We start from the raw sequence: 25,723 nt of genomic DNA on the forward strand, positions 1-25,723 counted from the left end.
GTCCCTACTCGGTCCGGCGCACCTGCTCGTACTGCCGCGTCAGCCCGTCCAGCAGAGCCGTCAGCCCGGTCTCGAAGGCGCGCTCGTCGATCTTCTCCTGCTGCTCGGCGAGGAGGTGGGCCTGCTGGAGGTGGGGGTAGTCGGCGGGGTCGTAGGCGCTCGCGTCGTCCACGAAGCCGCCCGCGAAGGAGCCGAGCGCGGAGCCCATCACGAAGTACCGCATCAGCGCGCCGATGGACGTGGCCTGCGCCGGCGGCCAGCCCGCGGCGACCATCGCGCCGTAGGCGGCGTCCGCGAGGCGCAGTCCGGCCGGGCGGCGGCCGGGGCCGCGGGCCAGCACCGGGACGATGTTCGGGTGGTCGCGCAGCGCGGCCCGGTAGGAGACGGCCCAGTCGTGCAGCGCGGTCCGCCAGTCCCGGCCGTCCTGGAACATCGACAGGTCCACCTGGCCGCTCACGGAGTCGGCGACCGCCTCCAGGATCTCGTCCTTGGTGCGGAAGTGGTTGTACAGCGAGGGCCCGCTGACCCCCAGTTCGGCGGCGAGCCGCCGCGTGGAGACGGCGGCCAGACCCTCCGCGTCCACGAGCGCGCGGGCCGTCTCGACGATCCGGTCGGTGCTGAGCAGGGGCTTGCGCGGTCGGGCCATGGCGCACATAGTAGGGCTGGGCGCAAAACTAGCAGTGCTAATTTAAATGTACGGTTTTCAAGTGGGGTGACTCGTGGTGAATCTGGAGCTCAGCGAGGAGCAGAGCGCGGTCCGGCAGCTCGCGCGGGACTTCGTGGAGCGCGAGATCACCCCGCACGTCGTCGCCTGGGACCGCGCCGAGGAGGTCGACCGTGCGATCGTCAAGAAGCTCGGCGAGGTCGGCTTCCTGGGCCTGACGATCGACGAGGAGTACGGCGGCTCCGGCGGCGACCACCTCGCGTACTGCCTGGTCACGGAGGAACTGGGCCGGGGGGACTCGTCCGTGCGCGGCATCGTCTCGGTCTCCCTCGGCCTGGTCGCCAAGACCGTCGCCGCCTGGGGGAGCGAGGAGCAGAGGCGGCGCTGGCTGCCCGGGCTGACCTCCGGCGCGTCGGTGGGCTGCTTCGGCCTGACCGAGCCGGGCACGGGCTCGGACGCCGGCAGTCTCGCGACCCGGGCGGTGCGGGACGGCGGCGACTACGTCCTCAACGGCACCAAGATGTTCATCACCAACGGCACCTGGGCCGACGTCGTCCTGCTCTTCGCCCGCTCCACGGACGCCCCGGGCCACAAGGGCGTCTCCGCCTTCCTCGTCCCCACCGACACCCCCGGCCTGACCCGCCGCACCATCCACGGCAAGCTCGGGCTGCGCGGCCAGGCCACCGCCGAACTCGTCCTGGAGGACGTGCGCGTACCCGCCTCCGCGCTGCTCGGGGAGGAGGGCAAGGGCTTCTCGATCGCCATGTCGGCTCTCGCCAAGGGCCGGATGTCGGTCGCCGCGGGCTGTGTCGGCATAGCCCAGGCCGCCCTCGACGCGGCCGTGCGTTACGCGGGGGAGCGCGAGCAGTTCGGCAGGACGATCGCCCACCACCAGCTCGTCCAGGAGCTGCTCAGCGACATCGCCCTGGACGTCGACGCCGCCCGGCTGCTGACCTGGCGGGTCGCCGATCTGATCGACCGGGGGAAGCCGTTCGCCGTCGAGTCGTCCAAGGCCAAACTGTTCGCCTCGGAGGCCGCCGTCCGCGCCGCGAACAACGCGCTCCAGGTCTTCGGCGGCTACGGCTACATCGACGAGTACCCGGTGGGCAAGCTGCTGCGGGACGCCCGCGTGATGACCCTCTACGAGGGCACGAGCCAGATCCAGAAACTGGTCATCGGACGGGCGCTGACAGGGGTTTCGGCGTTCTGAGCCGCCGTGGCTGTCCGCCTCGTGCTGCCGTGCCCCAGCCGCCGGCTCTACCGGTCGGTTATGGGTCCGGTGGGACGCAGGGCGTCCCGGCCCTCGTCGGGCAGGTCGGCAGCGGTGCCGGGTGGGCGCGTTCGTACTCCTCGTGCCAGGCCGTGATCGCGAAGAGCAGCGCCATCGCTGCGATGAGCAGTTGGACCGCTCCCGCGTAGGGGTGTGCCGAGCGCAGGAAGACCACGGCGACCACGAGGACACCCAGTGTGAACCCGCCGAGCCAGAGGACAGGTACCCAGTCCATCGCGGGTGCCCCGGATTGCTCATCGGCGCGGCCCCATCCACGGACGCTCAACAACAGCCCCAGCAGGATGGCGACCGGGATCTCGATGAGCAGCACGATCAGACTGATGCAGCCCCCCGCGAACCCGTCGCCCCGCGAAACCGAAGGCTCGCCGGGGCGGCACCGGGGCGTCGGTAAGTGCGGTCTCGGCTCGATGCTCATGGCCACAGGGTCGAAGGCCAAGCCGTGCGCTGCACCGCGGTTCGCCAGGCCGCAATCAAGTCGTGTCCGACCTGAACACCTACGGCCGACGCGGGTGTGACGGCCAGGCGCTCCGGGATCATCGCCGAACGCGACCGGAGCGGACCGTGAAGGACAAGCTGAGTACCCGTCTGAGTACCACGGCGGATGTGGCGCGGGCCACGTCCGCCGATGCTTTCCCTCATGAGTGACACACCGGGCAAGCAGCAGAACACGGCCGCCTTCTACGGCCAGGCCGTCGCCTCCTTCGCCGTCGCCATGGCGGCCACCGCCATCGGCATCTACCAGCTGAGCGCCGACGCCTGGGTGCGGGCCTTCCTCGCCATCGCCGTCCTGTACCTGGTCACCTCCTCCTTCACCCTGGCCAAGGTGATCCGGGACCGGCAGGAGGGGGCGGCCCCCGCGTACACCCCCTTCGAGAAGCGCTGAGCGGCCGCACTAAGCGCTCGCTCACCTTCGGCGGTATGGTGTTGCTCCTGCCAGTGGAGAGGGGCGCGTGATGGGTACGGCGGAGGAGACGGCCGGCGGCGAGACGCAGGCGTGGGGCGAGGTCACGCCCGACGCGGCGCGGCGGCTGCTGGTCGCGGCGGTGGAGGCCTTCGCCGAGCGCGGCTACCACGCCACGACGACCCGCGACATCGCGGGCCGCGCCGGGATGAGTCCGGCCGCGCTCTACATCCACTACAAGACCAAGGAAGAGCTGCTGCACCGCATCAGCAGGATCGGGCACGAGAAGGCCCTGGAGATCCTGCGGACGGCCTCCCGGCGCGAGGGCAGCCCCACGCAGCGGCTCGCCGACGCGGTGAGCTCCTTCGTGCGCTGGCACGCGGGCGGGCGCACCACCGCGCGGGTCGTGCAGTACGAACTCGAGTCGCTCGGGTCCGACGCCCGCGCCGAGATCCTCGCGCTGCGGCGCCAGGTCGACGGGGAAGTGCGCGGGATCATCGAGGAGGGCGCGCGGTCGGGCGAGTTCGAGGTCATCGACGTGCACGGCACCACGCTGGCCGTGCTGTCGCTCTGCATCGACGTGGCGCGGTGGTTCAACGTCGACGGGCCCCGGACGCCGGAGGAGGTCGGCGAGCTGTACGCCGACCTCGTGCTGCGGATGGTCGGGGCCCAGGGCCCGGCGGCCTGAGGTTCGTCAGCCCCTGCCTCAGAGGTAGTAGCGCGCCACGGACTCGGCGACGCAGACCGGCTTGTCGCCGCCCTCGCGCTCGACGCTGAAGGCGACGGCCACCTGGACGCCGCCCGGCACCTCGTCGACGGCGCTGATCGTCGCGGTGGCGCGCAGACGGGAGTTCACGGGGACCGGGGCGGGGAAACGCACCTTGTTCGTGCCGTAGTTGACGCCCATCTTCACGCCCTCGACGGCGATCAGCTGCGGTCCGAAGAGGGGCAGCAGCGACAGGGTCAGGTAGCCGTGGGCGATGGTGGTGCCGAAGGGGCCCGCGGCGGCCTTCTCCGGGTCGACGTGGATCCACTGGTGGTCACCGGTGGCCTCCGCGAAGAGGTCGATCCGCTTCTGGTCGATGTCGAGCCAGTCGGTGTACCCCAGTTGTTCGCCCACCGCCGACTTCAGGTCGTCGACGGACGTGAAGATCCTCGGCTCTGCCATGTCTTCCAGGCCTCTCGTGTGCAGGGGGTCTGCGCGCTCAATCTCTAAGCGACTGCTTAGCATGGTCGGCCGTAGGGGCTGTGTCAACGGACTCGGTAGGGTTCGAGGGGTGCCCCAGATTCCAGAGAAGATCCATGAGCTCACGGTCGGCCAGCTCGCGGCGCGAAGCGGCGCCGCCGTCTCCGCCCTGCACTTCTACGAGTCCAAGGGCCTGATCAGCAGTCGCCGGACCTCGGGCAACCAGCGCCGCTACCCGCGTGACGCGCTCCGCCGGGTGGCCTTCATCCGGGCCGCGCAACGGGTCGGCATCCCCCTGGCGACGATTCGCGACGCGCTCGCGGAACTCCCCGAGGAGCGCACGCCGACCCGGGAGGACTGGGCGCACCTCTCCGAGGTCTGGCGCACCGAACTGGAAGAGCGCATCAAGCAGCTGAACCGCCTCAGGGATCACCTCACCGACTGCATCGGCTGCGGCTGCCTCTCCCTCGACACCTGCGTCCTGTCCAACCCGGACGACGTGTTCGGCGAACGCCTCACGGGTTCCCGCCTGATGGTCGACCGTGGCGGTCGCGGGTAGCGGCGGCCCGGCTCGCCCCGTACTCCGTCAGCCCGGCAGCGACCAGTTCCCCGTTCGACCTCGCCCGCTCCCCGCCCGGCAGGAACAGGACGTCCTCCAGCCCGACCCGCGTGGCCAGGCCCAGCCGGCCCGCGAGCCGCAGCACCGGCCAGGCGCCCCCGTCCTCGCCGTGCAGCAGGACCGGGCGGCCATGGGCGGCCCCGATGCCGGACAGCAGCGCGTGCGCGCAGGAAACGGCGCCCAGCGGGTCCGTGTCCGTGACCTCCGCCAGGACCCTGAGCACCTTCGGCCCGAGCGGCGAGGCCGCGAACCGCTCCGCCCCGTCCGTCCCGGACCAGATGCCGGCCTCCACTCCCACGCCGAGCTCCATGAGCAGCGCGGCCGTCTCCTCCGCCCCCGGCTCATGCCAGTTGACCGAGGCGTGGTCGGGCAGCACGGTCCACTCGCGTATCCGCTCCAACCGGGCGGCGGGGTCGGGTTCCGCCCACGCGCCCGTGGTCACACCGACCGGCACCGGCACCCGCGCCCGGATCGCCGACAGCGTCATCGCGAGCATCCGCGGCGCCAACGTGTCCCGCCCGCAAGGTGTCTTGGGGTGGACGTGGATGTCCGTCGCCCCCGCGGCCACGGCCCCGGCGGCCGAGTCGGCCGTCGACTCGGGTGTCAGCGGCACGGCCACACCGTCAGCGGCCGTCCGCGAACCGTTCAGGCACACCTGCATCATGCTGACGATGGTGCCAGCCACCACCGACAGTGGGGGTGCGGCATCCCCGGCGCACCCCCCGCGCACCCGCATCCGTCAAGCCGACACCAGCAGCCTCGCCCGCCTGGCGTACGCCAGGGACTCGGGCGTGAGCACCGGACGCGGTACCAGGATTCCGCAGTCCGTGCAGACCGGACCGGACGAGGGTTCGTGGTCCAGGTCGTACCTCCAGACGAGCTGCTCGCCGTTGCACACCGGGCATTCCGAGCCCGGCTCGCGCTCCAGCGCGGCGATCAGCCGGCGCAGCACCTCGGCCAGCGGTTCACGGGGATGGACCGCCGGGTCGTCACACCACGCCACGCCGAAACCGCCCCAGGTGAGCCGGTGCCAGTCGTCCACACTGCCCGGCCTGCGCAGTCCGTCGTGCTTCTCCTTCTTGCGGCGCTCGGCGAACTCGACCTCGTAGGCCAGCCAGACCGCCCGCGCCTCCTCCAGTTCGTCCAGTGCGGCCACGAGCCGCACCGGATCGGGGGAGCGGTCCTCGGGACCGAACCCTGCCCGGGAGCACAGATGGTCCCAGGTCGCCCTGTGTCCGTAAGGGGCGAACCTCTCAAGGCACTTGCGCAGCGAATAGCGCCGCAAGGCCAGATCGCACCGCGGATCGCGGACCTGTCTCGCCAGACTCCGGAAACCGGCCATCGTCCTGCACCTCCGTCACACCTGCACCTGTAATCCGGTCACTTCGGCGTCGTCGTACGGACGTCGCCGAATAGACGTATCGACAAGCGAATCGGCTCCATCCGATTTCAAATGGCCTCCATAAGCGGCCCCGAGAGGCCCGCGAGTCGACTGCCGTGGTCCGTGTGTCTGTTGTGCCGACTTCAAAAAGTGACGCTTGTTCATCTTCAAGCCGGGGGATACCGGCGGTAACATCCGGCCCACCCCGTCGGGAGGAGCCCCCCATGCCACGGCGTGCCCCACGCACCGTTCTCGACAGAATGAGAACTCCCAGCGGAATCCCCGGGTTCCTGAAGACAGCATCGGTATGCGCCCTGATCGCAGGTCTCTTGTCGCCGCTTGCCCCGGCTGCCGCCTCGGAAACAGCGGCCGCGCAGGTCAGGGCCGCCGCGAACGACCACTGCGGCAACCACTGTTCGGACATCCTCCCGCCCGGTCAGAACGGCAACGCCACCCTCGCCCAGATCCTCCTCAACCAGGCCTTCGGCACCCAGCCCGAGCACGCCGAGGACCAGCTCGGGCCCTACGCCGGCCTCGCCAAGGGCTATCCCGGCCTCACCAACGACAAGATCAACAACTTCTTCAACGACGCGTCGTTCGGGGTCCCCGCCGACCAGGTCGCCTCCAGCGTCAAACCCGCCGGACGCAGTGACGTGACGATCGTCCGGGACAAGAAGACCGGTGTGCCGCACATCACCGGTACCACCAGATACGGCACGGAGTTCGGCGCCGGCTATGCGGCAGCCCAGGACCGGCTGTGGCTGATGGACGTCTTCCGGCACGTCGGGCGTGGTCAGCTGACCTCCTTCGCGGGCGGTGCGCCCTCCAACCAGGGCCTCGAGCAGCAGTTCTGGCGGCACGCCCCCTACAGCGAGGCCGACCTGCAGGCGCAGATCGACAACGCCGTCGCCACCAACGGCGAGCGCGGACAGCAGGCCCTCGCCGACGTCAAGGCCTACCTCGACGGCATCAACTCCTACATCGACGCCTCCGACAGCGGGCGCTCCTTCCCCGGTGAGTACGTACTCACCGGGCACAAGGACTCAGTCACCAACGCCGGCACGATCGAGCACTTCAAGATCACCGACTTGGTCGCGCTGGCCTCCGTCATCGGCGCCCTGTTCGGTTCGGGCGGAGGCGGCGAGGTCAACAACGCCCTCTCGCTCATGGCCGCCCAGGAGAGGTACGGCGTCACCGAGGGCACCAAGGTCTGGGAGTCCTTCCGGATGCGCAACGACCCGGAGGCCGTCCTCACCCAGCACGCCGGCAGCTTCCCGTACGGCACCAAGCCCGCCGACCCGCAGGGCACGGCCCTGCCCGACGCGGGCTCGGTGAAGCCGGAGCCGCTCGTGTACGACCGCACCGGCAGCGCCGCCACGGCCGGTGCGACCGGCGCGTCCGGCGAAGCCGCGAAGACCGCCACGTCGTCCGCCAAGCGCGGCATGTCCAACGCCCTCGTCGTCAGCGGCAAGCACACCGCGAGCGGCCACCCCGTCGCCGTGTTCGGCCCGCAGACCGGCTACTTCGCCCCCCAGCTGCTCCTGCTCCAGGAGATCCAGGGCCCGGGCATCAGCGCCCGCGGTGCCTCCTTCGCCGGCCTGAGCATGTACGTCGAGCTCGGTCGCGGCCAGGACTACGCGTGGAGCGCCACGACCTCCGGCCAGGACATCATCGACTCCTACGCCGTCGAGCTGTGCCAGGACGACTACCACTACCTGTACCGCGGCACCTGCACGCCGATGGAGAAGATCGAGCAGAAGAACGCCTGGAAGCCCACGGTGGCCGACGGCACCGCGGCGGGCTCGTACACCATGCGCGTCTGGCGCACGAAGTACGGCCCCGTCGAGTACCGCGCGACGGTCGGCGGCAAGCGGGTCGCCTACACCACCCTGCGCTCGTCCTTCATGCACGAGGCCGACTCCATCATCGGCTTCCAGATGCTCAACGACCCGGACTACGTCAAGGGCCCGGAGTCCTTCCAGAAGGCGGTGCAGCACATCAACTACACCTTCAACTGGTTCTACGCCGACTCCGAGCACACCGCGTACTACAACAGCGGCGACAACCCGGTGCGCGCGAACGGCGTCGACGCGGAGTTCCCGGCCTGGGCGCGGCCGGCGTACGAGTGGCGCGGCTGGGACCCGGCGACCAACACGGCCGACTACACCCCGCCCTCCGCCCACCCGAACTCCATCGACCAGGACTACTACGTCTCCTGGAACAACAAGCAGGCCAGGGACTACACGACCGCGCCCTGGGGCAACGGGTCCGTGCACCGCGGCAACCTCCTGGAAAACCGGGTGAAGAAGCTCGTCCAGCAGGGCGGGGTGACCCGGGCCGCCCTGGTGAAGGCCATGGCCGACGCCGGACTCGCCGACCTCCGGGCGGAGGACGTCCTGCCCAAGCTCCTCAAGGTCGTCACCAGCGCGCCGGTCACCGACCCCGCCGCCGCGGCCGCCGTGAGCAGGCTCCAGGCCTGGGTCGCCGCGGGCGCCAAGCGCACGGAGACCGCCGCCGGCTCGAAGAAGTACGCCGACGCCGACGCGATCCGCATCCTGGACGCCTGGTGGCCCCTGCTGGTCGAGGCCGAGTTCGAACCCGGCCTCGGCAGCGGGCTCTACGCGGCCATGACCGCCAACCTCCCCGTCGACGAGGCCCCGTCGGCCGCGCACGGCCCGACCGGCTCGCATGCGGGAAGCTCCTTCCAGTACGGCTGGTGGAGCTACGTCGACAAGGACATCCGCACGGTGCTCGGTGAGCAGGTCAAGGGGCCGCTGGCCCGTACGTACTGCGGCGACGGCAGCCTCGGCGCCTGCCGGGACACCCTCGTCAGCACCCTGAAGGAGGCGGTCGGCAAGACGGCGGCCCAGGTCTACCCCGGCGACGACGTGTGCGCGGCGGGCGACCAGTGGTGCGCCGACTCGATCAACCACCGCACCCTCGGCGGCATCAAGCACGGCAAGATCGGCTGGCAGAACCGGCCGACCTACCAGCAGGTCGTGGAGTTCACCTCACACCGGTGACGCCCTGCCTGGCGGCGGGTCAGCGAACCCGGCCCGCCGCCAGGACCAGCCGGGCCAGTTCCGCGTGCAGGATGTCGCTGTGCGCACCGGCCGGTGGCCCGCCGCGTCTGACCACCGCCGCCGCGTCGACGTTCACGCACCCCGAGGCGGGCAGTTTCGCCTCCAGGGCCCTGGCGAGGGTGTACGCGCGCGTGCCCGGCACCGCCTGCACCCCGTCGTGGCCCATCGCGCCCCACTTGGCGCCCAGGGTCCGCCCCAGGTCCGGTCCGCCGGCCGACCGGCTGTCACCCGCCATCCGCGAGGCCAGCGGATACATCGTGCCGAGGGCGGCGTCGTGCCGGGAGTGGCAGCACACCAAAGGCCCGTCGACACGGTTCTGTTGTCCCTGGAGCACCCCTCCGGCCCGGGCGTCGTGCGGCAGCCGGGCCGCGAACGCGTAGTGCGAGAACGCCCCTTGGAGCAGTGTCACCGACTTCACCGTGCGCACGCCCTCGGGAAGGCCCCGCAGCGCGAACGACACCAGGCGCGCGCCGAAGCTGTGCCCGACCAGGTGCACCCGCACACCCGGAGCCGCCTTCGCGAGCTGCCCGACGATCCGGCCCAGACCCCGCTCCCCGACGGTTCCCGCGCGCCGCTTCATCGCGTAGTACGTCGCCTGCCGCAGCAGTTCGTGCGCACCGTCCCAGGGGTTGGGGAGCCTGAACCCCTGCCGCGTCCCGGTCGCCTCGAGCTCCGCCAGCGCCCCGGCGAACTCCTCGCAGGCCGCCGCCGACGATCCGGCGAACATCTCAGGCTCGCTCTGCGGCACGCCCTCCGCGACCGTGTCCGCCGCGAAGAGCGCCTGCGGCCCGGGCGCCACCACCTCCACCAGCGTCCGCACCAGCCGCCCGAACTCCTCCAGTTCGGCCTGCTCCGACGGCTGCTGCTCCAGCAGCCGGGCGATCTGGTCGACCAGGATCGCCCGGCCCGGGAAGGTCTCCAGCAGCGCGTGCCGGGTGTCCTTGTCCAGCACCGGGCGCCTTTGCGGCTCGGCCGCCACGGCCCGCGGGAAGTCCGGGATCGGCTCGTCGGAGAACCGCATCGACGGCCACAGCACGCCGACGTACCCGATCCGGGCCGCCGGGGCCAGCCGCGGCACGGGCGCGAAGAAGCGGTCGTAGAGGCGGGTCGCGCCCGAGCGGTCGTTGTTCCAGCCGTGCGCGAAGACGATCAGGTCGCGTACGCCGCGCTCGGTGACCCCGGCGAGCAGCCGGTCGCGCCGGCGGCCCTCAGGGTCCCCGTCCGCGTCGAAGGCCAGCTCCCAGTAGGGAGTCACACTCATCGCCGGATCCGCCATGACAGGCCCCCTGGTCCCCCGGTGACGCCACGATGTGGGCGCATCGTCCTGCCAACGGGGGAGCTTGGCCATACGTCACGGGCGTATTCGGGCTCAGCGGTAGAGGAGGTACGCCCGCCGCGTCCTGCGGAACGCCGCCAGGTCCTCCTGCCACCCGGCCACCACCTCGTCGGTGTCCGCACCCGCGTCGATCATCGTCCGTACGCGTGTGGAGCCGGTGAGCTTGTCGATCCAGTTGTCCGGGCGCCAGGCGAAACCGCTCCAGACCTGCTTGGCGGTGACGAGCAGGGCGATCCCCGTCCGTACGGGATCGAGGGCCGCCCGGTCGTGTACGTGCACCTGCACACCGCCGATCGTCTTTCCCTGGAACTTCGAGAAGGTGGGCGCGAAGTACGCCTCCCTGAACCGCACCCCGGGCAGGGCGAGTTCGTTCGCCGCGGCCGCCCAGCGCCGGTCCACGCCCTCCGCGCCGAGCAGCTCGAACGGCCGGGTCGTGCCGCGCCCCTCCGACAGGTTCGTGCCCTCGAACAGACACGTCCCCGAATACACCAGCGCCGTCTCCGGCGTCGGCATGTTCGGGCTCGGCGGCACCCAGGGCAGCCCGGAGGCGTCGTAGAACTCCGAGCGCCTCCAGCCCGACATCGTGACGGTCTCCAGTGGTACTGGCTCGGTCAGGAACTCCCCGTTGAACAGCCGCGCCAGCTCGGCGACGGTCATGCCGTGGGCCTGGGCGATGGGCTGCCGCCCGATGAACGTGGCGAACTCCTTGTGCAGCACCGGTCCCAGCGCGGCCCGCCCCGTCACCGGGTTCGGCCGGTCCAGGACCACGAACCGCTTGTCGGCGAGCCGGGCGGCCTCCATGCAGTCGTACAGCGTCCAGATGTACGTGTAGAAGCGGGCGCCGACGTCCTGGATGTCGAAGACGACGGTGTCGACGCCGGACGCGGTGAAGATGTCGGCGAGCGGCCGGCCGCTCTTGAGGTACGTGTCGTAGACGGGCAGGCCGGTCGCCGGGTCGTCGTAGCGGCCCTCGGAGCCGCCGGCCTGGGCGGTGCCGCGGAAGCCGTGCTCCGGGCCGAAGACGGCGGTGAGGTCGACGCGGTCGTCGGCGTGCATGACGTCGACGATGTGGCGGACGTCGCGGGTGATGCCGGTGGGGTTGGTGACGATGCCGACCTTCTGGCCGTCGAGCAGGGCGTAGCCGTCGCGGGCGAGTCGTTCGAAGCCGGTGCTCAGTTGCCTGTGGCGTTGGGCGGCGGCCGCGGTGGATGTGGCCGATACGGCTGCCGCCGTGGCGGTGGTGAGTAAGGCTCGTCTGGAAGGGCGCATGCGGTGACCTCCTTGAGCGGGGACGGTCGGCATGGGCACGGTATGCGCTACCGCGGGCTGTGGGGAGGCCGCGGGCCGGAGGTGGCTGGTCGCGCCGTTCCCGGCGCCCCTTTCAGGGCGCTGCCGACACCCCTTCCCTGCAACATACCGACCGGTTAGTCTGGCGCCATTGCTGAGCCGCGACTGAGGAGACCGATGGTGGGAGCCTTTCAAGGGGCTGGAGTCGTTGTCACGGGGGCCGGTGGGGGGATCGGAGCCGCGCTTGCCCGGCGCTTCGCCGCGGAGGGGGCCCGGATCGTCGTCAACGACCTGGACGCCGAGCGGGCCAAGCAGGTCGCGGACGAGGTCGGGGGGATCGCCGTGCCCGGGGACGCCTCGGCGATCGTCGGCGACGCCCGGGACGCCCTCGGCGGGACCGTCGACGTCTACTGCGCCAACGCCGGGGTCGCCTTCGAGGGCGGGGCCGCCGACGGGCCGCTGGACGAGATGGCCTGGGCCGCCTCCTGGGACGTGAACGTGATGGCGCACGTCCGGGCCGCCCACGCGCTGCTGCCCGGCTGGCTGGAACGCGGCAGCGGCCGGTTCGTCTCCACCGTGTCCGCCGCCGGGCTGCTCACCATGATCGGGGCCGCGCCCTACGCCGTCACCAAGCACGGCGCGCTCGCCTTCGCCGAGTGGCTGTCGCTGACGTACCGGCACCGCGGCGTGAAGGTCCACGCCATCTGCCCGCAGGGCGTGCGCACCGACATGCTGGCCGCCACCGGCAGCGCGGGCGACCTGGTGCTCCAGCCGACCGCGATCGAGCCGGAGGCCGTGGCGGACGCCCTGGTGCAGGGCATCGAGGAGGACAGGTTCCTGATCCTGCCGCACCCCGAGGTCGCCGCGTACTGCCAGGCCAGGGCCGGTGACCCCGACCGGTGGCTGTCCGGCATGAACCGCATCCAGCAGCAGTGGGAGGAGGCCCGGTGACCGAGTCCCGTTACGCGGCCAAGCCCTGGCTCGGCCTGCTCAACGAGGCCCAGAAGGGCGCGATCAGCCCCGCCGGATCCCTCGTGCACGCCCTGCGCGGGGCCGTGGCCGAGACGCCCGACAGCGACTTCCTGGCCTACTTCGACGGCCGCCTGACCTACCGGGAGGTCGACGAGCTCAGCGACTCCGTCGCCGGGCACCTCGCGGCGCGCGGTCTTCGGCGCGGCGACCGGGTCGCGGTGCTGCTGCAGAACTCCCCGCACTTCGTGCTCGCCGTGCTGGGCGCGTGGAAGGCGGGCGCGGTCGTCGTGCCCGTCAACCCGATGTACAAGTCGGGCGAGGTGGCCCACGTCCTGCGGGACGGCGAGGTGGCCGCGCTGATCTGCTCGGACCGGGCCTGGGAGTCGTATCTGCGCGAGACGGCCGCCGACTCGCCCGTGCGGATCGTGCTCACGGGGTGCGAGCTGGACTTCCAGAGCCGTGGCGACGCGCGTGTGCTGACCTTCGAGCGACTGCCGCAGGCCCCGGACGCCGACGACCTGACCGCCGTGGCGCGGGCCGGGCACAAGCCGCCCGAGGACCGGGACCCCGGCCCCGGCGACATCGCGCTGATCAGCTACACCTCGGGCACCAGCGGCACGCCCAAGGGCGCCACCAACACGCACGGCAACATCATGTACAACGCCGAGCGGCAGCGGACCGGGCTCGGTCTGCCCGAGCAGCCCGTGTACTTCGCGCTGGCGCCGCTGTTCCACATCACCGGCATGGTCTGCCAGTTCGGAGCCTGCCTGAACAGCGGGGGCACGCTCGTGCTGGCCTACCGCTTCGAGTCGGGCGTGGTGCTGGACGCCTTCGCCGAACACCGACCGCACTACACCGTCGGGCCGTCCACGGCCTTCATGGCGCTGGCGGCTCACCCCTCCGTCACCCGTGACCACTTCTCCTCCTTCCGGGTGATCTCCTCCGGCGGCGCCCCGCTGCCGCCCGCGCTGGTCGAGAAGTTCCGGGCCGGGTTCGGCCCGTACATCCGCAACGGCTACGGGCTGACCGAGTGCACCGCGCCCTGCGCCTCCGTGCCGCCCGGTCTCCAGGCGCCGGTCGACCCGGTGTCCGGGACCCTCGCCGTGGGACTGCCCGGCCCCGACACGGTCGTGCGGATCGTCGACGACGCCGGCGAGGAAGTCCCCTTCGGCGAGCAGGGCGAGATCGTCGTCAGCGGCCCGCAGGTCGTGCCCGGCTACTGGCGCCGCCCCGACGCCACCGCCGCCACGTTCCCCGGCGCCGAACTGCGCACCGGCGACATCGGCTTCATGGACGAGCAGGGCTGGCTGTACGTCGTCGACCGCAAGAAGGACATGATCAACGCGTCCGGCTTCAAGGTGTGGCCGCGCGAGGTCGAGGACGTCCTCTACACGCACCCGGCCGTGCGCGAGGCCGCCGTCGTCGGAGTGCCCGACGGGTATCGCGGGGAGACCGTCAAGGCGTACATCAGCCTGCGTCCGGACGCCGACACGGACCCGGATGCACTCGCCGCCTACTGCAAGGAGAGACTGGCCGCCTACAAATATCCGCGCCAGGTGGAGATCCTTCCGGACTTGCCGAAGACGGCCAGTGGGAAGATCCTCCGTCGGGAACTTCGTTCCCGTACGCAAGGCAACTGACAGCAGAACGGAAAGGCAGGTGGCGGCAGTGCCCAGGACCACGGACTCGGACGGCACGCCCGTGCCCCAGCGGCTCCTGGCCGCCGCCACCCGGCTCTTCGCCGAGCAGGGCTACGACCGCACCTCGGTGCAGGAGATCGTCGAGGCGGCCGGCGTCACCAAGGGCGCGCTGTACCACTACTTCGGTTCCAAGGACGACCTGCTGCACGAGGTGTACGCGCGCGTGCTGCGCATCCAGCAGGAGCGGCTGGACGCCGTGGCCGGTGCCGACGAGCCGGTCGAGAAGCGGCTGCGGCACGCCGCGGCGGACGTCGTGGTGACGACCATCGAGAACCTCGACGACGCCATGATCTTCTGGCGGTCGATGCACCACCTCAGTCCCGAGAAGGACAAGCAGGTCCGCGCCGAACGCCGCCGCTACCACGAACGCTTCCGCGCGCTCGTGGAGGAGGGCCAGGAGTCGGGCGTCTTCTCCAAGGCGACCCCGGCGGACCTGGTGGTCGACTACCACTTCGGCTCGGTGCACCACCTGTCGACGTGGTACCGCCCCGACGGTCCCCTCACGCCCCAGCAGGTCGCGGACCACCTGGCGGACCTGCTGCTGCGCGCGCTGCGCCCGTAACAGCAGGGCAGGAGGCGAGCGCGGTGCGCCCGGCACCGAGGAGCCGGCAGGCGCGCGGGAAGTCGTGCAGCTGCTCCTCCAGCAGATCCAGGCACGGCAGCAGCGAGCGGGCCGGGACGTGGCGGGCGGTGAGCACCTCGGCGGTCCAGACGAGGAAGCCGGTGAAGATCTCGTCGGCGTCCACGTACAGGGCGGCCGTCAGGAAATCGACGATGTGGGCGATGTCCTCGGCGGTGCGCTCCCGCTGCTCGTCGCCGTAGTCCCGCATCGCGGGGAAGCGCTGCTCGAGACGCTGGAAGGCGTCGCGCACCAGCCGGGTGGAGGACTTGGCGACCAGCGTGTACTCCTGGTCGCCCAGATGCGGCAGATCGTCGATCGTCGGCTGCCCAGACGGCCGGACACGAGACCGTGCGAAGTTTCACATCCCGTCCACAACCCGGGGGCGGGCGCGTCCCGCCTGCCGGGAGGCACGGTCGGCGGGGGCCGGAACCCCCACCGCCCGCACCGCGTCACACGTACCGCTTCAGCTCCCGCCGCGCCAGCGACCGCTGGTGCACCTCGTCCGGCCCGTCCGCGATCATCAGCGTCCGCGCCCCCGCGTACAGCTCCGCCAGCGGGAAGTCCTGACTCACCCCGCCGGCGCCGTGCAGCTGAATCGCCCGGTCGAGAATGTCCACCACCGCCCGAGGCGTGGCGATCTTGATGGACTGGATCTCGGTGTGCGCACCGCGGTTGCCCACCGTGTCCATCAGCCACGCGGTCTTCAGCACGAGCAGCCGCAACTGCTCCACCGTCACCCGCGCGTCCGCGATCCAGTTGTGCACCACGCCCTGCTGCGCCAGCGCCTTGCCGAACGCGGTCCGCGACACGGCCCGCCGGCACATCAGCTCGATCGCCCGCTCCGCCATGCCGATCAGCCGCATGCAGTGGTGGATCCGCCCGGGACCGAGCCGCGCCTGCGCGATGGCGAAACCGCCGCCCTCCTCACCGACCAGGTTCGACACCGGCACGCGCGCGTGGTCGAAGATCATCTCGGCGTGACCGCCGTGGTAGTGGTCCTCGTACCCGAACACCTGCATGGCCCGCTTGATCGTGACGCCCGGGGTGTCACGCGGCACCAGCACCATCGACTGCTGACGGCGGATGTCCTCCCCGTCCGGGTCGGTCTTGCCCATCACGATGAAGATCTTGCAGTCGGGGTGCATCGCCCCGGAGATGTACCACTTGCGGCCGGTGATGACGTACTCGTCGCCGTCCCGCTCGATGTGCGTGGTGATGTTCGTGGCGTCCGAGGAGGCCACCTCCGGCTCGGTCATCGCGAACGCCGAGCGGATCTCACCGGCCAGCAGCGGCTCCAGCCACTGCTTGCGCTGCTGCTCGTCGCCGAACTGGGTGAGCACCTCCATGTTCCCGGTGTCGGGCGCCGCGCAGTTCGTCACGGTCGGCGCCAGCTGCGGGGAGCGGCCCATGATCTCGGCGAGCGGCGCGTACTGGAGGTTCGTGAGCCCGGCCCCGTACTCGGAGTCCGGCAGGAAGAGGTTCCACAGGCCCTGCCTGCGGGCCTCGGCCTTCAGCTCCTCCACCACGGGCACGGTCTCCCACGGCGAGGCGAGCCGCTCGCGCTGCTCGTGTGCGACGGCCTCGGCCGGGTAGACGTACTCGTCCATGAAGGCGAGGAGCTTGCCGCGCAGCTCTTCGGTGCGCGCGTCGAAAGCGAAGTCCATGTGGATCAGCCCTCCTGGAGGCCTTCGTGGAGCGTGGTCAGTCCGTGCCGGACGAAGACGGGAACGAGGTCGCCGATGCGGTCGAAGCCGCGTCCGACCGTCTGGCCCAGCGTGTAGCGGTAGTGGATGCCCTCGAGGATCACGGCGAGCTTGAACCAGGCGAACGCCGTGTACCAGGAGACCGCGGAGACGTCGCGCCCGGAGCGCGCGGCGTACCGCTCGATGAGTTCCGACGGAGCCGGATGCCCGGGGGCCTCGGCGGTCGTGGAGACGGGGGAGTCGGGCATGCTCAGCGGCATGCTGTACATCACCAGTAGGCCGAGGTCGGTGAGCGGGTCGCCCAGCGTCGACATCTCCCAGTCGAGGATGGCCTTGATCCGGTCGTCCTCGCCGATGAGGACGTTGTCGAGCCGGTAGTCGCCGTGTACGACGGCCGGGGCCGGGGACGGGGGCAGCTCGCGCCCGAGGGCGGCGTGCAGCTCGTCGATGCCGTCCAGGTCGCGGTTGCGGGAGGCGTCCAGCTGCTTGCCCCAGCGCCGCAACTGCCGGTCCAGGAAGCCCTCGGGCCGGCCGAAGTCGGCCAGTCCCACCTCGCCCGGGTCGACCGCGTGCAGCTCCACCAGCGTGTCGACGAGGTTCAGCACCGCGCCCCGGGTCCGCTCCGGACCGAGCGGGCCGAGCTGGTCGGCCGTGCGGTAGGGGGTGCCGTCGACGAACTCCATGACGTAGAACGGCGACCCGAGCACCTCCTCGTCCTCGCACAGCAGCACCGGCTCCGGAACCGGCACGGCGGTCGGGTGCAGCGCGCTGATCACCCGGTGCTCGCGCTTCATGTCGTGCGCGGTGGCCAGGACGTGGCCGAGCGGGGGCCGGCGCACGACCCACCGGGAGGTGCCGTCGGAGAGCGCGTAGGTGAGGTTCGACCGTCCGCCCTCGATCAGCCGGCCGGACAGCGGGCCGTTCACCAGGCCGGGCCGCTCGCGGTCGAGCAGGCCGCGCAACCGGTCGAGATCGAGTCCGGGCGGGTGGTCGGGGCTCATGCGTCGCTCCTACGGGCAGGTGAACAGTTCCCGACTCATGATGCCGACCGGTCGGTATGTCGTCCAGAGCGGGGCCGAAACGTGATCGGAGCCACGATAGGCCGACGACTCCTCCCGCGGGGCGAACGGGGAGGTTCCGGCCGCTTCGTTCAGGCCATCCGGCTTGCGTGCCCCGCGCCGAGCCCGGAAGGTCAAAGCCATGAAGGCCATCAGCTACTCACGGTACGGCGGACCCGAGGTGCTGGCGTTCGGGGAGGTCCGCGACCCGAAGGTCGGCCCGGACGCGGTGCTGGTGAAGGTGCGGGCGGCGTCCGTGAACCCCGTCGACTGGAAGGCCCGCGAGGGATACCTCGACGGGACCCTCGCCCCCGTCTTCCCGGTGGTGCCCGGCTGGGACGTCTCGGGCGTCGTCGTACGGCCCGGCGTGGCCGTCTCGGAGTTCGACGTCGGGGACGAGGTCATCGGGTACGTGCGCGAGGACTTCCTCTCCCGCGGCACCTTCGCCGAGTACGTGGCCGCGCCCCTGCGCGCCCTCGCCCGCAAACCGCGCAACCTCTCCTTCGAGGAGGCGGCCGGGCTGCCGCTGGTCGGGCTCACCGCCTATCAGGTGCTGGCCAAGGTCCTCCAGGTGAAGCGGGGCGAGACCGTCCTGGTGCACGCCGCGGCCGGCGGCGTCGGTTCGATCGCGGTGCAGCTCGGCACCCACCTCGGCGCCCGGGTGATCGGTACGGCGAGCGAGTCCAACCACGATTTCGTGCGGGGGCTCGGCGGGGAGCCGGTGGCGTACGGCGAGGGCCTGGGCGAACGGGTGCGCGGACTGGCCCCGGAGGGCGTGGACGCGGTGTTCGACACGGTCGGCGGGGACGCGCTGAAGGTGTCGGCGAACCTGCTGGCCCCCGAGGGCCGCCTGGTGTCGATCGCCGACAACGACGTCGTGACCTACGGCGGCCGCTACTACTTCGTCCGCCCCGACCCGCAGGATCTCGAGCGAGTGGCCGACCTGGCGGAGCAGGGCGTGGTGAGCGTGCACGTCGACGAGACGTTCCCCCTGGAGCGGGCGGCGGACGCGCACCGGCTGAACCAGCAGGGCCGCACCCGCGGCAAGATCGTCGTGACGGTGGACTGGGAGAGCGACGGCGAGTGAGGAACGGGGTGTCCTGGTGCCCTAGAGCACGAGGGCGGCCCCGCACACCGCCATCGCCACCGTGCACAGCACCGCGGCCGCCGCGTGCCGGGGCGCGAACGACGCAGGGGCCCCGGCGGCCGCGAGGGTGCGGATACGCCGGTGGGCGACACTCAGGAAGCCCAGCCAGAGCACACAGCACAGGGCACACGCCACGACCCCCGCCGCCGACGCCCCGCCGTGCAGCCCGGTCTTCACCGCGAGCACGGCGACGACGGTGCCCGACAGCGTCGTCCGCCGCCAGGCGAGCCGGGTGCGCTCGGGTTGCAGTCCGGGGTCGCGGTCGGGGTCGTGCCGACGGCCGGCAGGTGGGGTCACTGTTTCCTCCCGGCGGGTACGGCGGCGACGGTGCCGGAGTGTGTCGTTCGCGGCCAGGCGAGCCGGGTGCGCTCGGGTTGCGGTCCGGGGGCGCGGTCGGGGTCGCGCCGCGGGGCGGCCGGTGCGGTCACTGATCGCGCCCCGTGAGCACGGCGGCGACGGTGCCCGACAGCGTCGTGCGCCGCCAGGCGAGCCGGGACCGCTCTTCTCGACACCGGGCGGCCTGCGCGGTCACCCCTCCCACCCCACGAGTACCACCAGGACCATGGCGACGGCCACGACCGCGACGACCAGGCTCAGCAGCGCCGGGAACCGGGACACCGGCAGGTCCTCGCCGCGACGCATGGCCCGCTCGCAGCGCACCCAGTGGTTGACGGCCCGCAGGGAGCACAGCACGCCCGCGGCCAGCAGCGCGAGTGCCAGCCCGGCCCGCCAGGCCCAGCGCAGGTCCGGCAGGAACTGGTCCACGGCGAAGCCGCCGCCGATCAGCGCGAGCGCGGTGCGCAGCCAGGCCAGGAAGGTGCGCTCGTTCGCCAGCGAGAACCGGTAGTCGGGCGTCTCGCCGTCCTCCCGGACCTCCGCGGGCACGAACCACAACCGGACGTTCCGTACGAACTCGATCACGTGCGCGACCCTACCCGGCCGCCCGGAACGCCTTGAGCCGCTCGTAGGCGGCCAGCCCGTCCGGCACCCACTCCCAGTCGCCCAGACGCCGCTCGACCTCGGCCTCGGGCAGGAAGTCGTACCAGGCCACCTCCTCGGCCTGCGGCCGCACGGGGAGCTCGCAGCGGACCTCGTATACCGCCGACCACCAGGTCCGGCCCGCGCCGTCGTCGTAGAGGAACGTGAAGAGGTGCTGCGGCTGCGGCAGGCCGCTCACGCCGAGTTCCTCCTCGGCCTCGCGCAGGGCCGCCGTGTCGTAGGACTCGCCCGCTCCGACCACTCCGCCGACGAACATGTCGTGGAGGGAGGGGAAGACCAGCTTGGTCGGGGTGCGCCGGTGCACGAAGACGCGGCCCTCGGCGTCCCGGGCCTGGATGAACACACAGCGGTGGCGCAGCCCCCGGGCGTAGGCCTCGCCGCGGGGGGACTGTCCGATGACCTGGTCGTTCTCGTCGACGATGTCGAGGATCTCGTCAGCAGCGCTCATGCCCTCATCCAAGCAGGGCAGGCGCCCCGGGCAGGGCAGGGCCCGTCAGGACGAGGCCGGGCTCACCGCGGGAGCGGCCACCCGTGCCCGCTCCGGCGCACCCTGCGGCATCGCCGGGTGCAGACCCAGCAGCACGATCCCGACGACCACGGCCAGCAGACCACCGGCCTCCCAGCTCAGAGCCACCGCGTCGGTGCGCAGCCGGTCGCCCAGGAAGCCGACGCCGCAGACGATCCCGGCCAGCGGCTGCGCCGCGGTCAGGGCGGGCAGCGACTTGCGCAGGGACGCGGTCTCGAACGCGCTCTGCACGAGGACCAGCCCCGTCACGCCCAGCGCGAGCACCGCGTACGGCTCCCAGCCGGTGAGCAGCTCGGCGAAGCCGCCCTCGGCGACCTTCTGTCCGCTGACCCTGGTCAGCGCGTCCTGCACGCCGTAGAGCAGCCCGGCGGCCAGTGCCAGCAGCACCGGGCCGGAGCTCAGCCGGGACCGTTTGCCGTGCGTCGTGAGCAGCAGGGCGAGGCCGATCATGACCCCGATGATCAGCCACTGCCGCACTGGATCGGCCGTCGCGGCGCCGCCCTCCGGCTGACCTGCCACGATGAACGCCGTCACCCCGCCCGCCAGCAGCAGGAGGCCCGCCCAGCCCTGGCGGCCCAGCGGCTGCCTGGTCTGCTTGCGGGAGAGTGCGAGCGCGAAGAGCAGGTTCGTCGCCAGCAGCGGCTCCACCAGCGACAGCTCGCCCTGGCCGAGCGCGGCGGCGCCCAGCCCCATGCCGGCCACCATCAGCGCGATGCCGCCGAGCCAGCGCGGCACCTTCACCAGGTCGATCAGCAGGCGGAAGGAGAGAAAGTCGCTCAGTGGGGCCCGCTGAGCCGCGTTCTGCTGGAGGACGAAGCCGAAGCCCAGACAGCAGGCGGCACCCAGGGCGAGCGCCAGAACTAGAACCGACACGCGGTGTTACCTCGATCGTCAGGTCGGGTCACGGTTGCGTAGGGGCCGACTGTACCGGCCGGCTCCGCCCGGCGCGCCCGTACGTCATGCCATCGTCGGGGGCGGCGGCGACCCACGCTATGACGTACGTCACAAAGGGCGAAACGGAAAAATCGGATGCCGGTCACACCCGTCTCTCCTGCCCCCTAAATCACAAAACCCTCACAAGTGAAGGCAGTTGACGCGTGTAACGCCCGGACGACCCTTGACGCCAACCATTGGCTGGGGGTTGGCTGTGTGTGATCAGTTCATGGCAATGCGCACATCCGTGCTCCCTTCGCCGCCGTGAGCCGAAACACAAGAAGAGCGCGTGAGGAAGTTCCGCGGTGTCCCCACCCCCGCCTCCCCTCGGCCGCGGCCGCAGACGTGCGGCGCAGGCCTTCGACGAGGCCCTCGACGACGCCGAACTCGTGGCCGCGCGCGCCGCACTGGCGCAGGGCCGCTGGCAGAACGCCCGTTCCCTGCTGGTGCACACCGGGGACGACTGGGACCGGCGCGGCCACCGCATCACCGTCCTCGCCCGGGAGTCCTACTGCGCCGCGTGGGCCAGGGAGTGGCTGCTCGCCGAACCCGAGTCCGCCGACGCCTCCGTGCTGCTCGCCCTCGCCCAGGTCCGGCGCGCCCTGCACGGCAAGGCCAAGCCGGTCCACGCCCGCGAGGCCTGCGAGGCCGCCGTCGCCCGTGTCCCGGCCGACCCCACCCCCTGGCTCGGCCTGCTCATGCTGGAGTGCGCGGTCGGCGGCGACCGGGACGTGGTCCGCAGCTTCGAGGCGGTCCGCGGCCGCTACGCCGACCACCACCACGCCCACCACCTGATGGTCGCCCGGCTCGCCGGCCGCCGCACCGAGGCCGGCCCGGACCCGCTGCACGAGGTCTACGACTTCGCCGGCTGGGCCGCCGAACAGGCACCCGCCGACTCCCCGCTCGCGATCCTGCCGGTCATCGCGCACGCCGAGCGCTACCGCGTCCTGGCCGCCGCCGGGTACGAACCCGCCGATCCGGCCGCCTCCGGCCACTGGACGGGCCGCCGCGCCCGGCAGGTCATGAAGGCCGCCTTCGACTGGTGGCTGGAGTGGGAGCTGGAGGGGCACCCGCGGCGGCTGATCGATCTGAACTTCCTAGCCCACGCCAAGTTCTGCGAGGGTCGCGGCGCCGAGGCCGCCGCCCTGTTCCACCGGATCGGCCGCCACGCCACCCCGGCGCCCTGGTCGTACCCGGACCGTGATCCGCACACCGCTTTCGCCGCCGCCCGTGCCGCCGCGCTCGGCACGGCCTGATCCCCCGACCCGAACAGTGAGGACGCTCCCCCGATGACCACGGACAGTTCGAGGACGAGCCCACCCGCCTCCGGCGGCATCAGTACGTTCAAGGGGCAGGAGCGCGCCCTGCGCGCCGACCGGCTCGGCACCGGGGGGCTGCTGCTCTCCGTCCTCGCCGCGACCGCCCCGCTCATGGTCGTCGCGGGTGTCATGCCCACCACATTCGCGGTGATGGGCATCGTCGGCCAGCCGCTGCTCTTCGTCGTCCTCGGCATCGTCCTGATCCTGTTCAGCATCGGATACGCCGAGATGAGCCGCCACGTCCACAACGCGGGCGCCTTCTACGCCTACATCTCCCGGGGCCTCGGAGGCACCGCCGGCGCGGGCGCCGCCCTGGTGGCCCTCGTCGCCTACAACGCGCTCCAGGTCGGCATCTACGGCATCTTCGGCTTCGAGGTCTCCGGGCTCCTCGCCACCTACGCCGACGTGGAGATCGCCTGGTGGATACCGGCGCTCGTGGCCGCGCTCGCCGTCGGGCTGCTGGGCTGGCTCAAGATCGACGTCAACGCCCGCGTGCTCGGTGTGCTGCTGGTCATCGAGGTGCTCCTGGTCGTCGTCTTCGACGTGGCCGCCCTCGCCGACCCCGGAAAGGAGGGCCTGTCGCTGCACGCCTTCAACCCCGACACCCTCACCGGCGCCGGTGTCGGTACCGCGCTGTGCTTCTGCGTGGCCGCGTTCCTCGGCTTCGAGCAGGCCCCGGTGTACGCCGAGGAGACCAGCCGCCCGCACGTCCTGGTGCCGCGCGTGATGTTCCTCGCCGTCGGCGGGGTCGCCGTCTTCTTCGCGCTGAGCAGCTGGGCCCTCACCGTGGCCACCGGCCCCTCCGCCATCGTCGGCACGGCCCAGAAGCAGAGCGCCGGACTGCTGTTCTTCCTCACCGAGTCCCGCCTCGGCGGCACCTTCACGGACGTCCTGCACGTCCTGTTCGTCACCGGCATGTTCGCCGCGCTGCTCAGCTTCCACAACGTCGTCGCCCGCTACGCCTTCGCCATGGGCCGCGAGGGTCTGCTGCCCGCCGCCTTCGGCCGCACCAGCGGCAGCAGCGGCGCCCCGGGCACCGGCTCGCTGCTCCAGACCGTCGTGGCCGTGGTGGTCGTGATCGCCTTCGCGATCGCCGACGACAAGCCGGCCGGCGATCCGACCGCGCCCGTCCTGCAGTTGTTCACCTGGTTCGGCAACATCGGCGCCCTCGGCGTGATCGTGCTGATGGCGGCGGCGTCCCTGTCCGTCGTCGTCTTCTTCGTCCGCCGCGGCGCCGCGGGCGCCCAGGCCTGGCGGCTCGTCACGTCCGCGCTGGCGGGCATCGCCCTGCTGGTGATCGCCGGCTACACGGTGAAGGACTTCGAGGTGCTGGTCGGCGCCGGCCCCGACTCCTCGCTGAGCTGGGTGCTGCCCGGCATCATCGGCCTCGCCGCGCTCGGCGGCGTGGTCCTCGGCCTGGTACTGCGCGCCCGCGCCCCCGAGAAGCACGCCCGGATCGGCCTCGGCAACGAGGCGTTCCAGCTGGACAAGGCGGCCTCCTCCTGAGGCGGCCCGCGTAAGAAGTGGTTACGGAAATCTGACGAGCACCCGCGATCCCTGTCCTGCCGGGGCCGCGGGTGTTCGAATGAGTACGTGAACGAGGACGTATCCAAGGGTGTGGACGACGAACACCCCGAAGAGCGGGGCACCCCGATCGGCCGCCGCGTCTTCCTCGGCACCCTCGCCCTGGGCGCCGTCGGCGTGGTCGCCGCGCCCCCGCTGCAACGCGGCCTGGAGAGCTTCCTCGGCGGCGCGGCCGACAAGGACCCCACCGGCCTGACCGGCCTGCTCCCCAACGGCGGCGGCTTCCGCTACTACTCGGTCGCCTCGTCCGTCCCGCGCAAGAACGCCCGCAGCTACCGCCTCACCGTGGACGGCCTGGTCGACCGCCCCGCGACCTACACCCTCGACGACCTCAAGGCCCTGCCCCAGACCCGCATGGTCCGCGACGTCCAGTGCGTCACGGGCTGGCGTGTCCCCGACACCCCCTTCGAGGGCGTACGCCTGTCCCGGCTCCTGGACGCCGCCCGGGTCCGCCCCACGGCCAAGGCCATCCGCTTCACCTGCTTCGACGGCACGTACACCGAGAGCCTCACCCTCGATCAGGCCCGCCGCGCGGACGTCCTGGTCGCCCTGCGCATGCAGGACAAGGACCTCGGCCACTCCCACGGCGGCCCGGTCCGCCTCTACGTGGCGCCCATGTACTTCTACAAGTCCGCCAAGTGGCTCTCCGGCATCACCGTCACCGACGAGGTCCGGCCGGGCTACTGGGAGGAGCGCGGCTACGACGTCGACGCCTGGGTGGGCCGCTCGAACGGACGCGACGATGCCCCTACGAGCTGACACGCCGCCGGCCACGGCCGAAGTGCGCCGCTTCACCCCCCTGCAGCGCTGGATCCACCGCACCACGGCCGCGCTGATGGGCCTCTGTGTCCTCACGGCGGCCTGCCTCTACATCCCCCAGCTCGCCGAACTCGTCGGCCGCCGCGCCCTGGTCGTCACCCTGCACCAGTGGTCGGGCCTCGCCCTGCCCGTCCCCGCCCTGGCCGGCCTCGCCTCCCGGGCCTTCCGCGCCGACCTCGGCCGCCTCAACCGCTTCGGCCCGCACGACCGCACCTGGCTGCGCGCCGCCCTGCACCGCGACAAACGCCACGCGTCCCGCCCTGCGGCCAAGTTCAACGCCGGCCAGAAGCTCTACGCGGCCTGGATCGCCGGCGCCACGCTGGTCATGCTCGCCACGGGCCTGATGATGTGGTTCACCCACCTCACCCCGCTGCTCTGGCGCACCAGCGCCACCTTCGTCCACGACTGGCTGGCCCTCACCATCGGCATCGTCCTGGCCGGCCACATCGGCATGGCCCTGGCGGACCCGGAGTCCAGGAGAGGCATGCGCACGGGATCGGTGAGCAGGGAGTGGGCATCCCGAGAGCACTCTCTGTGGCGCGAGTAGGTGTCTCAGGGACGCGGGACTGCGCGAACAACCACAACGCACCCGC

The 25,723-nt window shown here is 71.7% G+C and carries 26 protein-coding genes and 1 pseudogene; 13 read left to right on the plus strand and 14 right to left on the minus strand.

Translation table 11 applies throughout. From position 1 onward, the window contains the following. Nucleotides 1-4: 4 nt before the first annotated feature. Complete coding sequence (locus tag AB0G20_RS36775; protein WP_361310500.1) at nucleotides 5-655, minus strand: TetR/AcrR family transcriptional regulator; 651 nt, start codon at nucleotides 653-655, stop codon at nucleotides 5-7. A 67-nt stretch (nucleotides 656-722) separates the two neighbouring features. Between AB0G20_RS36775 and AB0G20_RS36780 the strand changes: the two genes are divergently transcribed. Beyond that, entirely contained in the window at nucleotides 723-1,874 is a 1,152-nt protein-coding gene (locus tag AB0G20_RS36780) for an acyl-CoA dehydrogenase family protein (protein WP_361310503.1), read from the plus strand. Nucleotides 1,875-1,932: 58 nt separating this feature from the next. On the opposite strand, the gene AB0G20_RS36785 is transcribed toward AB0G20_RS36780, so the two are convergent. Continuing rightward, entirely contained in the window at nucleotides 1,933-2,370 is a 438-nt protein-coding gene (locus AB0G20_RS36785) for a DUF6234 family protein (protein ID WP_361310506.1), read from the minus strand. Between the two features lie 222 nt (nucleotides 2,371-2,592). On the opposite strand from AB0G20_RS36785, the gene AB0G20_RS36790 reads away from it, so the two are divergent. Both AB0G20_RS36790 and AB0G20_RS36795 read left to right on the plus strand, forming a co-directional pair. After that, nucleotides 2,593-2,838 (plus strand): YiaA/YiaB family inner membrane protein, encoded by a 246-nt coding sequence (locus tag AB0G20_RS36790; protein ID WP_361310509.1) that lies wholly within the window; start codon nucleotides 2,593-2,595, stop codon nucleotides 2,836-2,838. Between the two features lie 70 nt (nucleotides 2,839-2,908). Next, nucleotides 2,909-3,544 carry a TetR/AcrR family transcriptional regulator gene (locus AB0G20_RS36795; RefSeq protein ID WP_361310511.1) on the plus strand — a complete coding sequence of 212 codons (636 nt, stop codon included), beginning with the start codon at nucleotides 2,909-2,911 and terminating at the stop codon, nucleotides 3,542-3,544. Between the two features lie 18 nt (nucleotides 3,545-3,562). Here the strand turns inward: AB0G20_RS36795 and AB0G20_RS36800 are convergent, their stop codons facing one another. Further along, on the minus strand, nucleotides 3,563-4,024 hold the full coding sequence (locus AB0G20_RS36800; protein WP_184913200.1) for a MaoC family dehydratase: 462 nt from the start codon (nucleotides 4,022-4,024) through the stop codon (nucleotides 3,563-3,565). A 109-nt stretch (nucleotides 4,025-4,133) separates the two neighbouring features. On the opposite strand from AB0G20_RS36800, the gene soxR reads away from it, so the two are divergent. Continuing rightward, nucleotides 4,134-4,601 carry a redox-sensitive transcriptional activator SoxR gene (soxR, locus tag AB0G20_RS36805; protein WP_361310513.1) on the plus strand — a complete coding sequence of 156 codons (468 nt, stop codon included), beginning with the start codon at nucleotides 4,134-4,136 and terminating at the stop codon, nucleotides 4,599-4,601. Here soxR and AB0G20_RS36810 read toward each other — a convergent pair. Further along, entirely contained in the window at nucleotides 4,558-5,325 is a 768-nt protein-coding gene (locus AB0G20_RS36810) for a 3-keto-5-aminohexanoate cleavage protein (RefSeq protein ID WP_361310585.1), read from the minus strand. The genes soxR and AB0G20_RS36810 overlap by 44 nt on opposite strands. 75 nt (nucleotides 5,326-5,400) lie before the next feature. Further along, entirely contained in the window at nucleotides 5,401-6,003 is a 603-nt protein-coding gene (locus AB0G20_RS36815) for a hypothetical protein (protein ID WP_361310516.1), read from the minus strand. A gap of 263 nt (nucleotides 6,004-6,266) precedes the next feature. On the opposite strand from AB0G20_RS36815, the gene AB0G20_RS36820 reads away from it, so the two are divergent. Continuing rightward, a complete protein-coding gene (locus AB0G20_RS36820) occupies nucleotides 6,267-9,065 on the plus strand; it encodes a penicillin acylase family protein (protein WP_361310518.1) in 2,799 nt (932 codons plus the stop codon). Nucleotides 9,066-9,084: 19 nt separating this feature from the next. On the opposite strand, the gene AB0G20_RS36825 is transcribed toward AB0G20_RS36820, so the two are convergent. Together AB0G20_RS36825 and AB0G20_RS36830 are read right to left on the minus strand one after the other, a co-directional pair. Further along, on the minus strand, nucleotides 9,085-10,401 hold the full coding sequence (locus AB0G20_RS36825) for a serine-threonine protein kinase (RefSeq protein ID WP_361310521.1): 1,317 nt from the start codon (nucleotides 10,399-10,401) through the stop codon (nucleotides 9,085-9,087). Between the two features lie 93 nt (nucleotides 10,402-10,494). After that, nucleotides 10,495-11,730 (minus strand): DUF1343 domain-containing protein, encoded by a 1,236-nt coding sequence (locus tag AB0G20_RS36830; protein ID WP_361310523.1) that lies wholly within the window; start codon nucleotides 11,728-11,730, stop codon nucleotides 10,495-10,497. Nucleotides 11,731-11,925: 195 nt separating this feature from the next. Here AB0G20_RS36830 and AB0G20_RS36835 point away from each other — a divergent pair, with 195 nt between their 5' ends. From AB0G20_RS36835 to AB0G20_RS36845, 3 genes are read left to right on the plus strand one after another with little or no spacing between them, the layout of a single operon-like run. After that, complete coding sequence (locus AB0G20_RS36835; protein WP_361310525.1) at nucleotides 11,926-12,699, plus strand: SDR family oxidoreductase; 774 nt, start codon at nucleotides 11,926-11,928, stop codon at nucleotides 12,697-12,699. Then, entirely contained in the window at nucleotides 12,696-14,360 is a 1,665-nt protein-coding gene (locus AB0G20_RS36840; RefSeq protein ID WP_361310527.1) for an AMP-binding protein, read from the plus strand. Before AB0G20_RS36835 ends, AB0G20_RS36840 begins: the two co-directional genes overlap by 4 nt. A gap of 28 nt (nucleotides 14,361-14,388) precedes the next feature. After that, nucleotides 14,389-14,982, plus strand: coding sequence for a TetR/AcrR family transcriptional regulator (locus tag AB0G20_RS36845; RefSeq protein ID WP_361310529.1), 594 nt, complete (start codon nucleotides 14,389-14,391; stop codon nucleotides 14,980-14,982). Here the strand turns inward: AB0G20_RS36845 and AB0G20_RS36850 are convergent. The 3 genes and pseudogenes from AB0G20_RS36850 to AB0G20_RS36860 form a co-directional block, all read right to left on the minus strand. Next, nucleotides 14,921-15,358 (minus strand): annotated as a pseudogene (locus AB0G20_RS36850) (cobalamin-binding protein); the annotation flags it as partial. The gene AB0G20_RS36845 and the pseudogene AB0G20_RS36850 overlap by 62 nt on opposite strands. Nucleotides 15,359-15,491: 133 nt before the next feature. Continuing rightward, a complete protein-coding gene (locus AB0G20_RS36855; RefSeq protein WP_361310531.1) occupies nucleotides 15,492-16,706 on the minus strand; it encodes an acyl-CoA dehydrogenase in 1,215 nt (404 codons plus the stop codon). A gap of 5 nt (nucleotides 16,707-16,711) precedes the next feature. After that, complete coding sequence (locus AB0G20_RS36860) at nucleotides 16,712-17,746, minus strand: phosphotransferase family protein (RefSeq protein ID WP_361310534.1); 1,035 nt, start codon at nucleotides 17,744-17,746, stop codon at nucleotides 16,712-16,714. Nucleotides 17,747-17,945: 199 nt separating this feature from the next. Here AB0G20_RS36860 and AB0G20_RS36865 point away from each other — a divergent pair, with 199 nt between their 5' ends. After that, nucleotides 17,946-18,890: an NADP-dependent oxidoreductase gene (locus AB0G20_RS36865; protein ID WP_361310537.1), complete on the plus strand. Its 945-nt coding sequence runs from the start codon at nucleotides 17,946-17,948 to the stop codon at nucleotides 18,888-18,890. Between the two features lie 21 nt (nucleotides 18,891-18,911). On the opposite strand, the gene AB0G20_RS36870 is transcribed toward AB0G20_RS36865, so the two are convergent. The 4 genes from AB0G20_RS36870 to AB0G20_RS36885 form a co-directional block, all read right to left on the minus strand. Beyond that, nucleotides 18,912-19,247 carry a DUF202 domain-containing protein gene (locus AB0G20_RS36870; RefSeq protein WP_361310540.1) on the minus strand — a complete coding sequence of 112 codons (336 nt, stop codon included), beginning with the start codon at nucleotides 19,245-19,247 and terminating at the stop codon, nucleotides 18,912-18,914. Nucleotides 19,248-19,478: 231 nt separating this feature from the next. Then, a complete protein-coding gene (locus AB0G20_RS36875; RefSeq protein WP_361310543.1) occupies nucleotides 19,479-19,871 on the minus strand; it encodes a DUF202 domain-containing protein in 393 nt (130 codons plus the stop codon). 10 nt (nucleotides 19,872-19,881) lie between these two features. Next, entirely contained in the window at nucleotides 19,882-20,397 is a 516-nt protein-coding gene (locus AB0G20_RS36880; RefSeq protein ID WP_361310546.1) for an NUDIX domain-containing protein, read from the minus strand. A 45-nt stretch (nucleotides 20,398-20,442) separates the two neighbouring features. Then, on the minus strand, nucleotides 20,443-21,348 hold the full coding sequence (locus tag AB0G20_RS36885) for a DMT family transporter (protein ID WP_361310548.1): 906 nt from the start codon (nucleotides 21,346-21,348) through the stop codon (nucleotides 20,443-20,445). A gap of 365 nt (nucleotides 21,349-21,713) precedes the next feature. Here AB0G20_RS36885 and AB0G20_RS36890 point away from each other — a divergent pair, with 365 nt between their 5' ends. The 4 genes from AB0G20_RS36890 (at nucleotide 21,714) to AB0G20_RS36905 (ending at nucleotide 25,677) form a co-directional block, all read left to right on the plus strand. Beyond that, nucleotides 21,714-22,664 carry a hypothetical protein gene (locus AB0G20_RS36890; protein ID WP_361310551.1) on the plus strand — a complete coding sequence of 317 codons (951 nt, stop codon included), beginning with the start codon at nucleotides 21,714-21,716 and terminating at the stop codon, nucleotides 22,662-22,664. Nucleotides 22,665-22,697: 33 nt separating this feature from the next. Continuing rightward, entirely contained in the window at nucleotides 22,698-24,233 is a 1,536-nt protein-coding gene (locus AB0G20_RS36895; RefSeq protein WP_361310554.1) for an APC family permease, read from the plus strand. Between the two features lie 111 nt (nucleotides 24,234-24,344). Then, entirely contained in the window at nucleotides 24,345-25,070 is a 726-nt protein-coding gene (locus AB0G20_RS36900) for a molybdopterin-dependent oxidoreductase (protein ID WP_361310587.1), read from the plus strand. Next, complete coding sequence (locus tag AB0G20_RS36905) at nucleotides 25,054-25,677, plus strand: cytochrome b/b6 domain-containing protein (protein WP_361310557.1); 624 nt, start codon at nucleotides 25,054-25,056, stop codon at nucleotides 25,675-25,677. Before AB0G20_RS36900 ends, AB0G20_RS36905 begins: the two co-directional genes overlap by 17 nt. The last annotated feature ends 46 nt before the right edge of the window (nucleotides 25,678-25,723 follow it).

The sequence above is a fragment of the Streptomyces sp. NPDC024017 genome (genome assembly GCF_040638895.1).
Classification (GTDB): domain Bacteria; phylum Actinomycetota; class Actinomycetes; order Streptomycetales; family Streptomycetaceae; genus Streptomyces.

Excerpts from the sequence above, each read along its gene's own strand:
- AB0G20_RS36775 (WP_361310500.1), bottom strand. The coding sequence starts at position 655 with ATGTGCGCCATGGCCCGACCGCGCAAGCCCCTGCTCAGCACCGACCGG.
- AB0G20_RS36785 (WP_361310506.1), bottom strand. The coding sequence starts at position 2,370 with ATGAGCATCGAGCCGAGACCGCACTTACCGACGCCCCGGTGCCGCCCC.
- AB0G20_RS36790 (WP_361310509.1), top strand. The coding sequence starts at position 2,593 with ATGAGTGACACACCGGGCAAGCAGCAGAACACGGCCGCCTTCTACGGC.
- AB0G20_RS36795 (WP_361310511.1), top strand. The coding sequence starts at position 2,909 with ATGGGTACGGCGGAGGAGACGGCCGGCGGCGAGACGCAGGCGTGGGGC.
- AB0G20_RS36800 (WP_184913200.1), bottom strand. The coding sequence starts at position 4,024 with ATGGCAGAGCCGAGGATCTTCACGTCCGTCGACGACCTGAAGTCGGCG.
- AB0G20_RS36810 (WP_361310585.1), bottom strand. The coding sequence starts at position 5,325 with ATGATGCAGGTGTGCCTGAACGGTTCGCGGACGGCCGCTGACGGTGTG.
- AB0G20_RS36815 (WP_361310516.1), bottom strand. The coding sequence starts at position 6,003 with ATGGCCGGTTTCCGGAGTCTGGCGAGACAGGTCCGCGATCCGCGGTGC.
- AB0G20_RS36820 (WP_361310518.1), top strand. The coding sequence starts at position 6,267 with ATGCCACGGCGTGCCCCACGCACCGTTCTCGACAGAATGAGAACTCCC.
- AB0G20_RS36825 (WP_361310521.1), bottom strand. The coding sequence starts at position 10,401 with ATGGCGGATCCGGCGATGAGTGTGACTCCCTACTGGGAGCTGGCCTTC.
- AB0G20_RS36830 (WP_361310523.1), bottom strand. The coding sequence starts at position 11,730 with ATGCGCCCTTCCAGACGAGCCTTACTCACCACCGCCACGGCGGCAGCC.
- AB0G20_RS36835 (WP_361310525.1), top strand. The coding sequence starts at position 11,926 with ATGGTGGGAGCCTTTCAAGGGGCTGGAGTCGTTGTCACGGGGGCCGGT.
- AB0G20_RS36855 (WP_361310531.1), bottom strand. The coding sequence starts at position 16,706 with ATGGACTTCGCTTTCGACGCGCGCACCGAAGAGCTGCGCGGCAAGCTC.
- AB0G20_RS36860 (WP_361310534.1), bottom strand. The coding sequence starts at position 17,746 with ATGAGCCCCGACCACCCGCCCGGACTCGATCTCGACCGGTTGCGCGGC.
- AB0G20_RS36865 (WP_361310537.1), top strand. The coding sequence starts at position 17,946 with ATGAAGGCCATCAGCTACTCACGGTACGGCGGACCCGAGGTGCTGGCG.
- AB0G20_RS36880 (WP_361310546.1), bottom strand. The coding sequence starts at position 20,397 with ATGAGCGCTGCTGACGAGATCCTCGACATCGTCGACGAGAACGACCAG.
- AB0G20_RS36895 (WP_361310554.1), top strand. The coding sequence starts at position 22,698 with ATGACCACGGACAGTTCGAGGACGAGCCCACCCGCCTCCGGCGGCATC.
- AB0G20_RS36905 (WP_361310557.1), top strand. The coding sequence starts at position 25,054 with ATGCCCCTACGAGCTGACACGCCGCCGGCCACGGCCGAAGTGCGCCGC.